7 protein-coding genes and 7 pseudogenes are annotated in these 12,077 nt (G+C 46.7%); all 14 read right to left on the bottom strand.

Annotated elements, in window-relative coordinates; genetic code table 11:
• Positions 1 to 149: 149 nt before the first annotated feature.
• Positions 150 to 602: pseudogene (locus tag GKR74_RS03130) on the bottom strand (DUF2946 domain-containing protein).
• A 250-nt stretch (positions 603 to 852) separates the two neighbouring features.
• Positions 853 to 1,926, bottom strand: a complete 1,074-nt coding sequence (locus tag GKR74_RS03125; RefSeq protein ID WP_154602488.1) for a cytochrome c-type biogenesis protein CcmH — start codon at positions 1,924 to 1,926, stop codon at positions 853 to 855.
• Positions 1,878 to 2,480: pseudogene (gene dsbE / locus GKR74_RS03120) on the bottom strand (thiol:disulfide interchange protein DsbE). The gene GKR74_RS03125 and the pseudogene dsbE overlap by 49 nt, the downstream one beginning before the upstream one ends.
• A pseudogene (locus GKR74_RS03115) lies at positions 2,459 to 4,408 on the bottom strand (heme lyase CcmF/NrfE family subunit). Before GKR74_RS03115 ends, dsbE begins: the two co-directional pseudogenes overlap by 22 nt.
• A pseudogene (gene ccmE, locus GKR74_RS03110) lies at positions 4,372 to 4,884 on the bottom strand (cytochrome c maturation protein CcmE). Before ccmE ends, GKR74_RS03115 begins: the two co-directional pseudogenes overlap by 37 nt.
• Positions 4,833 to 5,093, bottom strand: a pseudogene (ccmD, locus tag GKR74_RS03105) (heme exporter protein CcmD). The pseudogenes ccmE and ccmD overlap by 52 nt, the downstream one beginning before the upstream one ends.
• Complete coding sequence (locus GKR74_RS03100; protein ID WP_154602485.1) at positions 5,093 to 5,845, bottom strand: heme ABC transporter permease; 753 nt, start codon at positions 5,843 to 5,845, stop codon at positions 5,093 to 5,095. Before GKR74_RS03100 ends, ccmD begins: the two are co-directional and overlap by 1 nt.
• Positions 5,846 to 5,981: 136 nt before the next feature.
• On the bottom strand, positions 5,982 to 6,584 hold the full coding sequence (gene napC / locus GKR74_RS03095) for a cytochrome c-type protein NapC (protein ID WP_154602484.1): 603 nt from the start codon (positions 6,582 to 6,584) through the stop codon (positions 5,982 to 5,984).
• A 9-nt stretch (positions 6,585 to 6,593) separates the two neighbouring features.
• Positions 6,594 to 7,043 carry a nitrate reductase cytochrome c-type subunit gene (gene napB / locus GKR74_RS03090; RefSeq protein ID WP_036952098.1) on the bottom strand — a complete coding sequence of 150 codons (450 nt, stop codon included), beginning with the start codon at positions 7,041 to 7,043 and terminating at the stop codon, positions 6,594 to 6,596.
• A pseudogene (napH, locus tag GKR74_RS03085) lies at positions 7,013 to 7,903 on the bottom strand (quinol dehydrogenase ferredoxin subunit NapH). The gene napB and the pseudogene napH overlap by 31 nt, the downstream one beginning before the upstream one ends.
• Positions 7,890 to 8,585: a ferredoxin-type protein NapG gene (gene napG / locus GKR74_RS03080; RefSeq protein ID WP_036952102.1), complete on the bottom strand. Its 696-nt coding sequence runs from the start codon at positions 8,583 to 8,585 to the stop codon at positions 7,890 to 7,892. Before napG ends, napH begins: the two are co-directional and overlap by 14 nt.
• A 6-nt stretch (positions 8,586 to 8,591) precedes the next feature.
• A complete protein-coding gene (gene napA / locus GKR74_RS03075) occupies positions 8,592 to 11,078 on the bottom strand; it encodes a nitrate reductase catalytic subunit NapA (protein WP_154602482.1) in 2,487 nt (828 codons plus the stop codon).
• Positions 11,036 to 11,344 (bottom strand): annotated as a pseudogene (gene napD / locus GKR74_RS03070) (chaperone NapD). The gene napA and the pseudogene napD overlap by 43 nt, the downstream one beginning before the upstream one ends.
• Complete coding sequence (napF, locus tag GKR74_RS03065) at positions 11,328 to 11,819, bottom strand: ferredoxin-type protein NapF (RefSeq protein ID WP_154602481.1); 492 nt, start codon at positions 11,817 to 11,819, stop codon at positions 11,328 to 11,330. Before napF ends, napD begins: the two are co-directional and overlap by 17 nt.
• Between the last annotated feature and the right edge of the window lie 258 nt (positions 11,820 to 12,077).

Genomic DNA, 12,077 nt, shown 5'->3' with positions numbered 1-12,077 from the left:
TATTTTTATCTGTTTCTTACTGCTATTGGCTCAATGAATTAATAACCACTCGGCTTCTTTTTAAAAATAGCCTAGCCTCCTGAAAATGAAGCTCAATTTCAGGATAAACGAAGTGGTTTTGTCCATTGAAGACAAAATACAGTTTTAAATTACGTTAAATAAAGAAATAAGAATCAATAGGATGTGGGTGGTGCGCGAGCTAGCTGTAATGACCAAGGACGGAAAATTCGTAATTGAATACAACGTTCGAAAGGAACAAAGATAGCGAGAGTTGCTAATTGGCGGATCACCGCAGCAACAAATAAAATCAAAAATGGGAAGTGAACAAGTAGTTGACAGTAACCACACGCGATGTCTTCCATCGGTGATTGCCCGACTCCCGTCATCAGCATATGGTTCATCGCACCGCCATCTTCGCAATGTTCAGACAATGGCATTTCGTGATGCTGCTGCATCGAATGCTCCGCCATTTCCCCATGCCCCATTGAGCAGTCGTTCATATGTGACATTGATTTTGAAATCAATGGCGCAACGAACAGCATCGCTACAGCGAGTAAGGCAAGGTAAGCGGCAAATTGTCGAATCGCGTGACGTAAATGCAACGGTTTTCCGGTGTTTCATAGCCTATAGATGGGCGCAGATTGTATCGTAATAAGAGGCTTATTGTTATTGTTTTTTGACATTATTGTTAAGCATTAAATACTTAATTGAAATGGATCTTGTTTCTTATTTTACTGGTTAATCATAATAGGTTATTCATAGGTGAGAACTTGCAATGACACCTTTGAAATAATAAAGGGAGCCGAAGCTCCCTTTATTCAGTCACATTAATGCCTGACACCCCGAAAACCGTTATTTACCTTCTGGTGCCTCTTTCTTCTCATGCAGCATCATCAGCGATTGCTCGACACTGCGCTCAATAATCTCTCGGCGCTGATCATTCTCAGGCAGTAGCTTTAACATCATCTGCCAAGCCGAAATGGCTTCAGGATAACGCCCCTGCTCGAACGCATTAAAGGCAAATATGCTGAGCGCTTTAACATTAGTTCGGTTCTTAGCAATCAGCTTTTTAAGTAGCTCATTACCTTCTTGATTATCACTTGGATCTGACGAACGGGTTAATACTTCCGCATAACCTAATGCGACCGCATCATCATCAGGGGATAAGCGGTAAGCACGCCCATAAGCATCGGTTGCCATGGTGGCGTTCCCTAATACCATCCCAATGCGACCAAGCATCACCCAGCCATCAATATTTTGCGGATCCTCTTGAAGGCGAGTACGTAACCCTAAAGCCAAGTTCTCCATCTCTTCATTATTCAATGGAAGCTCATTGGCATTCAGCGCTCTATCTAACAATGCTGGCGCTTGCTGGTAAGCCACACTCCAATCTTTCACTTTGCTGTAGCTACCCACTTCATAATACGCAGCACCTGCAACGCCCAGCGCTATCACAATGCCGGGGATATACACCCAAGCACTCGCACGGCTCGCTTCTGGCAGTGACTCGTCATCATCCTCTTGAGCGACTTGGCTGGCTCTGACACGTTTTTTAGAACGGGCGTAAATCAACCATCCCCCAACCGCGATAGCCACAAATGGCATTCCCCATAACACCACGGTTAGCGGCGTTAATGGCGGGTTATACGTCACGAAATAACCATATCTCGCCACCATATAATCGACGATTTCATCGCGGCTTTTCCCCTCTTGCATCAGCTCATACACTTTCTGGCGCAAATCGAGAGCGATCATCGAGTTGGAATCAGCAATACTGTTGTTTTGGCATTTCGGGCAACGTAACTCTTCCGTCAATTTACGAAATTGCTGCTCTTGCTGCTCATTTTCAAATGTGAAAACTTCCGTGGAAGCCAAGCTTACACCTGCGCTGAGCGCCCACATCATCAAGGCAATCACATATTTCATTGATTTGCCTCCTTGCTATAACGATCCCACAGCGGCTTCAGCTCGTTTTGCCAAACGCGTTCATCAACCGCACCGGCATGGCGATAACGAATAATCCCTTGCCCATCAATTAAAAAGGTTTCAGGCGCGCCATACACACCGAGATCAAGTCCCAGCATGCCTTGCCCGTCGAATAAACTTAATGCGTATGGATTACCCAATTCTCGCAGCCAACCGATCGCTTTTTGGCGATCATCTTTATAGTTCATCCCCACCACACGGATCCCTTGGGACGCTAACTGATTCAAATATTGGTGCTCAGCGCGGCAAGTCGGGCACCATGTCGCCCAGACATTCAATAAAATTGGTTGCCCTTGGATCAATACCTTGGTGTCATATTCCTGCCCCGGATTTTCCAAGGATTCCAAACGGAAAACAGGTACTGGCTTGCCAATCAAGGCGGACTCTAGCAAGCGTGGATCATCCCCTTCAGCATTGCGTACCAATTGCCATAACAGCACGGCAGCAATCGCCGCAAAGATAACAAAAGGAATTAAAAAGACTTTACGATTCATACAGCTTCCCCTTGTAGCTTGCGACGACGATAACGCGAGTCAATCAGGCAACATAACGCGCCTACTGCCATAAATACGCCACCCGCCCATATCCAGCGGACAAACGGTTTATAGTACAAACGCAGTGTCCAGACATTCGGAGAGATCTCCTCACCCAGCGCCGCGTATAAATCACGGGTGATCCCCCCATCAATAGCAGCTTCGGTCATCACTGCACGGCTGGTGCTATAAAAACGTTTTTCTGGATGCAGCGTGGTGAGCACCTTGTCATTCTCTTTCACGGTGATAGTACCAATCACCCCTTGATAATTCGGCCCATCCGCTTCATGTACCCCATTAAATACAAAGGTATATCCACGAATAGCAATGCTATCATCCGGCTTCATTTTCACATCACGTTCAATACTGTAATTCTGGCTAAAGGCGATCCCCACGATAGTCACCGCTAAACCAAGGTGTGCCAGCACCATTCCCCAATAGCTTGAAGTCAGTTTGATTTTTTTACTGATGCGCACCTTCATTTCAGCGAAGGCCAAAATAACAATCCAGCACGCCATCATTAACCCCAGTACCGTCAGTGCTTCGACTCTGTCTTGCATTAGCCAAGGCAGCAAGAAAGAGAGAGTTAATGTCAATACTAACGCCATCAGCAGCAATTTGCGGATAGCCGAAGGACGGTCACGTCCCCAACGCACGAGCGGCCCAATACCCAGTAACAGCGCAAACGGCACCATCAAGGCAATAAACATGGTGTTGAAGAACGGTTCACCAATTGAAATCGTTCCCAAACCAATTTGTTTATGAATAAGTGGCAGCAATGTACCTAACAACACCACCAACATGGCGGCTGTCAGAATTACGTTATTCCCTAATAGCAGGGACTCCCGAGACCATAATGCGTTATTGACCTTAGAACGTACTTTATGACCGCGTATCGCAAACACCAATAGCGAGCCACCGATCACCAACACCATAAAGGCAAGAATAAATAGCCCACGAGCTGGGTCAGAAGCAAAGGCGTGCACCGAAACCAAGACGCCTGAACGGACTAAGAAGGTGCCCAATAAGCACAACGAGAAGGCAAATATCGACAATAATAGCGACCATGCTTTGAAGGTAGCGCGCTGCTCAGTGACCGATAATGAGTGAATCAACGCAGTTCCCACTAACCACGGCATAAACGAGGCGTTTTCTACCGGATCCCAGAACCACCAGCCACCCCAGCCTAATTCGTAGTATGCCCACGCCGACCCTAACATAATTCCCAGCGTTAAGAAGAACCATGCTGCCAACGTCCAAGGACGTGCAAAACGGGTAAAGGAGCTATCTAAGCGACCACTGAGTAATGCGGCAATCGCGAAGGCGAAGGCCACCGAGAAGCCCACATAACCCATGTACAGTAATGGCGGGTGGAAAATCAGCCCCGGATCTTGCAGCAGTGGGTTTAAGTCACGGCCTTCAATCGGGAAGGCGGGCAAGGTGCGAGAGAATGGGTTTGAGGTAAAAATGATAAACAGCAAAAAGCCGACGCTCACCATGCCCATTACCGCCAGCACGCGCGCCACAATATCCAGCGGCATACGGTAACTAAATAATGCCACAGCAAATGTCCAGCCGCTCATTAACAGCACCCACAACAACAGTGACCCTTCATGGGCGCCCCATGTTGCCGCCACACGATACCAAATCGGTAATTGCGTGTTGGAGTTATTTGCCACGTAAGTGACAGAGAAATCATTCACCACAAAGGCATTAATTAAGACTAAAAATGCCCCTGCGATAAACAGAAAAAGCAGCCAGGCTAATGGTCTAGATGCCGCCATCAGGCGGGTATCATTACGCGCCACACCCCATAGTGGATAAAAAGAGAGTAATACCGATACCCCTAATGCTAAACACAGCAGGATATTACCAATCTCAGGGATCATGATGCATTGTCCTTATACATTGCAGCAGGACGTTTATGGTTTTCTTGCATCGCTTGCTCAATTTCTGGCGGTGTGTAGTTTTCATCATGTTTGGCTAACACTTCTTTCGCCATCACATGGTTATTCGGTTCTAATTCCCCTTGTACCACCACGCCTTGCCCCTCTTTAAATAAGTCAGGCAAAATACCGTCATAGCTGACGTCAATCTCAGCTTCCGCATCATAAACGGTAAAAGTGACTTTCAGCGAGTCTGGGTCACGTACAACTGAGCCCGGCATTACCATGCCACCCACGCGTAAACGCTGCCCAACTTCAGGCACTTTTTGCGTTTCTCGCTTCCCGTAAATCACTTCACCGGGGGTATAAAACAGGTCGATACTGGAACTTAAGGCGTATAACACCAATGAAAAAGTCAGTCCAACACCTAAAATAATGGATGAAACCAACCACAGTCGATTACGGCGACGAATATTCACATCCCCTCCCTGCGCGCTCTAGCGGCTTTTTGTCTTGCTTCTCGCGCTTGTTGCTGAACAATCGCGCTAAAAATCATTTTTCGTTGAATATAGGTATGGATGCACAGTGCCGCTAATGGCAAAAGGGTTAGCGCAACCGCTAACCAAACATAAAATCCATATCCGCCCATGGCGATGAAGTCATTCCAAGAGGCAAAAGCACTATTCATTATGATTTCCTCTCATGGCGATTTCCTCGCTTAGTCATCAGTTCCAGTACCCAAGGTCGGTTACGCTCTAACATTAACAATTGGTTACGTAGACGAATTAGTGTCAACGAAATAAACAGGAATAAATACCCCAGAATAGCTAAACGTAATGGTGTACGCATCGCTGGGTTAATGCTTTCTTGCATACGTGTTGAGGGTTGATGCAGGGTTTGCCACCACTCAACTGAGTAGTGAATAATCGGCAAATTGATTACCCCAATTAACACTAAAATGGCAGCCGCTTTTCCTGCTGTACGGCGGTCATCAAAAGCGTGCCACAGGGCAATGACCCCAACATATAAGAATAACAGGATCAATTCAGATGTCAGGCGCGCATCCCATACCCACCAAGCTCCCCACATCGGTTTACCCCATGTGGCGCCGGTGACAAGCGCGATAAAGGTGAATACAGCGCCGACGGGTGCCATTGCGGCAATGGATAACTCAGAAATTTTCATCTGCCACACAAGACCGATGAACGCCGTGATAGCCATAGTGGCATAAATCCCCATCGACCACATGGCCGCGGGGACGTGAATATAGATGATCCGGTAGCTATCACTCTGTGTTTTATCGGTTGGTGCAAAACCAAAGCCCCAAACCCAGCCCACCGCCAGAAAGATCACACTTAACACAATGAACACGGGAGCGAGTCGCCCACATATTTTATAGAGGTTCATTGGAATCGCTAATTGGTGAAGCTTTTTCCACATAGTTAATAGCCCCGATTTATCTCACAAAATGCTGTGCATTAATATTAGCTACAATACACAAAAACCACGTAATTTTATTGATTTATCACAAATACAACTTAGGCTAGCTGACTCAATTAGCCAACTAGCCTATTTCTTAGAAGCCAGGTTCCACTTCTCGCATATCTGGTAACTTATGCGCAATACCTTTATGGCAATCAATACAGGTTTTTCCGTCTTTTAACGCTTGGTCATGCATTTTTGCAGCGACACTTTTTTGAGCGGTAAAATCCATATAGTCGAAGTTGTGGCAGTTACGGCACTCTTGGGAATTATTATCCTTCATCCGCCGCCACTCATTCTGCGCCATTTCGAGACGATGTTCTTCAAATTTCTGTGGTGTATCAATCACGCCAAAAATCTTACCGTAGAGCTCTTTACTGGCTTTGATTTTTCTCACCATTTTTGGCACAAACTCATGAGGTACGTGGCAATCTGGGCATGTCGCTCTCACCCCACTACGGTTAGTATAGTGAATGGTATCCATATACTCTTCGTAGACGTTTTCACGCATTTCATGGCAGCTAATACAGAACTCTTCTGTGTTGGCTTTTTCCATTCCGGTATTGAAACCGCCCCAGAAAATAACACCGCCGACAAAACCGATAATCAACAACGTACCCAACGCTAAACGGCTTGGGCGCCACCACCACTGCCAAACTCGGCGAATGATCCCCGGTTTATCACTTTTATTAGTCATATTCGCCCCTTATTTCCCGAAGCCTTTAGATGGGGTAAAGGTATTATCGATAATCGGCGCAGTATCAGATTGAGGAACATGACACTGTAGGCAGAAATAACGATTTGGTGCCACTTCACCTAATACTTTACCGGTCGCATCCATAAAGTGTGTTGGGCTAATACGTGGTGCACCAGTGGTACGATAATTTTCTACACCATGGCACTGCAAACAACGGTTTGTATTCGTGGTAATTTGATACCCTTCAACACTATGAGGGATCATCGGTGGCTGGTTAACGTAGTTCAGTGCCATTTTTTCCTGCTCTTTAGGAATATGAATGCCACTTTCTGGTGTACCTGACACTTCTGGTGATTGAGCCAGATCGACGCCATTCGCCGACCATGCAAAACTGCTCACGACAACGGCCATACCCGCTATCCAACGGCTTAAAGTTCTTTTCAGGACAGGGTTTTTCATGATTTAGCTCCCGAACTCCATTTTAGTGTTATTTTAAAAACGTCCTCAGCACAGACATCAATACAGCGACCACACGTCGTGCAATCTTTCGCCATGATTTGTGCTGGGGCTTGTTTATCAAGAACCGGAACGCGCAAAACTTGCGGCTCAGGACAAACGTGGAAACAATCCATACAGCGGTTACACTGCTCTTTTTTATGGGCAGTCACGACTAAAGCCCCTTTACACCCCGCGACACCATACAGTGCGCCGAGTGGGCATAAGTGACCACACCAACCATGTTCCACGACCAATAAATCGAATAAAAACAGTGCAATTAAAACTAAAGCGCCGCTACCAAAACCAAAAATCAAACTACGTCCCATCAGAGAAACAGGGTTAATCCATTCCCAGAGCAACGTTCCCGTTAATGCCGAGCCCAACAAAATGACACCCAGCAAAACATAGCGGATGTAACGTGGGATCGTGGCGGATTGATTGAATTCGAATTTTCGACGTAGCCATGCCGCCGCATCCGTGACCGGATTCACAGGGCACACCCAACTACAGAAAACCCGTTTTCCTAACAGGGCATACACCCCGAAAACAATTCCTGCACCGATTAACGCGGAGATCCCCGGTAAGTAACCACTTGCTAAGCTTTCAAGAGTAATCAGCGGATCCGTCAATGGGATGGTATCCAGCAATAAGCTGCTACTGTAATTGCCATGTAAGATCCACACGCCTAACCATGGACCACTCAAAAACATGGCTAACACTAACAACTGACTGGTACGTCTTAATACCAGCCATTTATGGCTTCCCCACCACCCTTTTTTCGCCAGAGCCTCACGTCCGGCATCGTGCTTACGATTTGCCATTGTTACCCTCCAGCCAACCAAAACGGTAATGGTGACCTAATTCCCCTTTTGCCAGCGAACGTGGCAATACTTTAATTGCCGACTCCTCAAGCACACACGCTTGTTCGCATTTACCGCACCCCGTACAGTAATTACTGTTCACAGTCGGCAAGAAACGCGCGTGTTTACCGGTTCGATGGTTTTGTTCAAGTTCCAGTGTGATAGCTTCGTCAATCACAGGGCAAACTCGGTAACACACATCACATCGTAACCCTTGAAAGTTCAAGCAGTTCTCTTGGTCGAGTAACACTGCCAGCCCCATACGAGCATCATTGATAGAGGCAATATCCTTATCCAACGCACCACTTGGGCACACTTTGGCACAAGGAATGTCTTCACACATTTCGCACGGGTTTTCACGAGCAATAAAATACGGTGTACCGGCTGCCATGCCAGACGCCAATGTGGCGAGTTTCAACATGTCATAAGGACACGCTTGCACACATTGACCACAGCGCACACAGGCACTTGCAAAAGCACTTTCGTCTAAGGCACCCGGCGGGCGAAGATGCACTCCGCTCGCTCGGGAGGTTTGTTGCTGAAGCCCCAGTACCACACCAACAGCCGCCAGTCCACCCGCTGCGCGAGCAACATCACGCAAAAAACGGCGGCGACTATTCTGGGAACTCGGTTTCTGGGACATACGCAATTACACCTTTTCCAATTTAACTGCACATTTCTTGTAATCCGTCTCTTTCGATAGCGGATCCGTTGCATCCAGAGTGAGGTTATTCACTAACTGAGATGCATCGAAGAATGCCATATAAATCAAACCTTTTGGTGGGCGGTTACGGCCACGAGTTTCCACGGTTGAGAGCACTTCACCACGGCGAGAAAGTACTTTTACTTTGTCTCCACGACGTAAGTCTTTGGCTTTTGCATCTAGCGGGTTCATAAACACCACGGACTCAGGGAATGCACGGTGCAACTCAGGCACACGGCGAGTCATACTGCCGGTATGCCAATGCTCAAGAACACGTCCGGTGGATAACCATAAATCGTATTCAGCATCTGGCGCTTCTGCGGCAGGTTCAAATGGCAGCGCGAAAATCACCGCTTTACCATCTGGCTTGCCGTAGAATTGATAACCTTGTCCAGCTTTTACGTAAGGGTCATTACCTTCGCTGTAACGCCATTGGGTCTCTTTACCATCCACGACTGGCCAACGGATGCCGCGAGCTTTGTGGTAAGCATCAAAATCTGCTAAGTCATGACCATGACCACGACCAAAGCCTGCATACTCTTCAAACAACCCTTTTTGCAGGTAGAAGCCGAGTTCACGGGATTCATCATTCAGCTGGTCATCGGCCAATTCTGTCAGTGGGAATTTGGTCACAGCCTCGTTAGCAAACAGAATGTCGTATAACGTTTTTCCACGATATTCTGGTTTTTTCGCTAATAATTCTTCCGGCCAAACGTCTTCCGCTTTGAAGCGACGAGAGAACAGCACCATCTGCATTAAGTCAGATTTAGCTTCCCCTGGTGCGGGTACTTGTTGACGCCAGAATTGTGTACGACGCTCTGCGTTACCATACGCCCCTTCTTTTTCTACCCACATTGCTGTCGGTAAAATCAGGTCGGCAGACAGTGCACTGACGGTTGGGTATGGGTCTGAAACCACGATGAAGTTACGTGGATCACGCCAGCCCGGCATACGCTCTTCATTAATATTTGGGCCCGCTTGCATATTGTTATTGCACATCACCCAATAGAAATTGAGCTTGCCATCTTTTAATGCGCGGTCTTGAGCAACAGCGTGTAATCCCACTTTTTCTGGGATAGTTCCCGCAGGTAATTTCCAAACGTTCTCCACTTTTTCACGGTGTTTTTCGTTGGTGACCACCATGTCTGCTGGTAAACGGTGAGAAAACGTTCCCACTTCACGCGCAGTACCACAAGCTGATGGTTGACCCGTTAAGGAAAACGGTCCACAACCTGGTTGAGAAATTTTACCGGTCAATAAGTGCAGGTTATACGCCAAGTTATTCGCCCAGACACCACGAGTGTGCTGGTTGAAGCCCATTGTCCAGTAAGAAACGACTTTTACATTAGGATCTGCATACAGCTTAGCTAACGCTTCTAACTGATCTTTCGGAACACCGGTCATTTCAGCGGTTTTGTCGAGGGTATATTCCGCAACAAACGCTTTGTAATCATCGAATGTCATTGGCTCAGACGCATCTGAACCTGGGTTTTTGGCCTTCTGCTCTAAAGGATGCGTTGGACGTAAACCATAACCAATATCAGTAGCCCCACGACGTAAATTAACGTGTTTATCGAGGAAGTCCTGATTCACCGCATTGTTTTGAATAATGTAGTTAGCGATGTAGTTGAGGATCACTAAGTCTGATTGCGGCGTAAAAACAATGCCGTTATCCGCTAATTCGAAGCTACGGTGTTTAAATGTAGATAGCACCGCCACACGAACATCAGGGTTAGAGAGACGACGGTTGGTGATACGCGACCATAAAATTGGGTGCATTTCCGCCATGTTCGAACCCCACAGCACGAAAGCATCTGCATGTTCGATATCATCGTAACAACCCATTGGTTCATCCATACCAAAGGTACGCATAAAGCCGACAACCGCTGATGCCATACAGTGACGCGCATTTGGGTCTAAGTTATTTGAGCGGAAGCCACCTTTAAATAGTTTGGATGCCGCATAACCTTCCCAAACCGTCCACTGACCGGAACCAAACATTCCGATACCTTCAGGGCCTTTCTCTTTGAGGGTGGTTTTGACTTTCTCTTCCATCACATCAAAGGCTTTTTCCCACGTAATTGGGGTAAATTCACCGTTTTTATCGTACTCACCGTCTTTCATACGCAGAAGCGGTTGAGTTAAACGGTCTTTTCCGTACATGATTTTTGGTAAGAAATAGCCTTTAATACAGTTCAGACCACGGTTTACTGGGGCTTCAGGGTCACCTTGGCTCGCCACGATACGTCCGTTTTGCGTTCCAACTAAGACCCCACAACCTGTACCGCAGAAACGGCACGGCGCCTTATCCCATTTAATGCTTTCTTGCTGACCAACCACTGCTTTCGCAATACTTGGTACGCCAACGCCTGCCGCCGCAGCAGCGGCCGCTATCGCATTGGCTTTCATAAAGCTACGACGACTGAGTTTCATACTTTTTCCTCACATTGCTCATCCTGCTGGTGATAAACCAGTGAAACATCCAATACACCATCGATATCACGGATGAAATCGATAGTATCTAAAAGCGTTTTGCTGTCTTCCCCTTCCACAACCACAATCAACTTGCCATTTTCAGGGGAGGAAATAGCCACTTCGCAGTTGGGTTCTTGGTGTAATTCATCTGTCACAGCTGGAATGCGTTCACTTTTGACTTGAACAATCAAACTGCAAACTTGCCAGTTATTGTGCATCTTCATGCTCCATGGTAATGGCTGATACAGGACATCCCGCGACACATGCGCCACAACCTGTACAACCCTGCATATCAATGTTTGGCTGGTAAATACCGGCCAGTGATGGACGAAAGGCGATCACTTGAGGCTCACAACTGTCTTCACAACGACGACATTCAATCGATTTGTACGCCAGACAGTGTTGCCCAATGGCAATCTTGATATTCCAAGGCTGGGTATTTTGAGGAAGGAATATAGGCTCAGGACAGGCCTCTGCACATGCATAACAGAATGTGCATTCGCCACGCTGAAAATCGACCATGGGATAGCCACCAGGACCCGGTTGCAAAATTGCCGTTTCACAACTCGTGATACACTGGCTACAACGAGTGCACTGTTCAATAAAACGTGCTTCGCTACCACTCCATGGTGGTCGTATTACGGGTGCAGCATTACGCCACGCCCCCGTTAAAACTCCCCGACGGGTGATATCAACCATGTTTATTTCCTTTACATTGCCCAACCAAAAACTGCTAAAAGAGACTGATAAACCGTACTTTTTATATGATTATTTATTGTGAATATTAATTAGCTAACTATCAAAAATACATACTACCTAGTAGGTAAACTAATTTTTTGCGTTATTATGCAGAAAACAGTCATTCTTTGACGTTTCACATCGAAGACACAGTTCAAATATCGAGAAATGCAGGTTTAAGGTCGTTTTATAATTATTCATTAACATTTAATAAATATG

Source organism: Providencia sp. wls1914 (genome assembly GCF_009706645.1).
GTDB lineage: Bacteria > Pseudomonadota > Gammaproteobacteria > Enterobacterales > Enterobacteriaceae > Providencia > Providencia zhijiangensis.
This window is presented reverse-complemented; position numbering and strand designations above follow the sequence as displayed.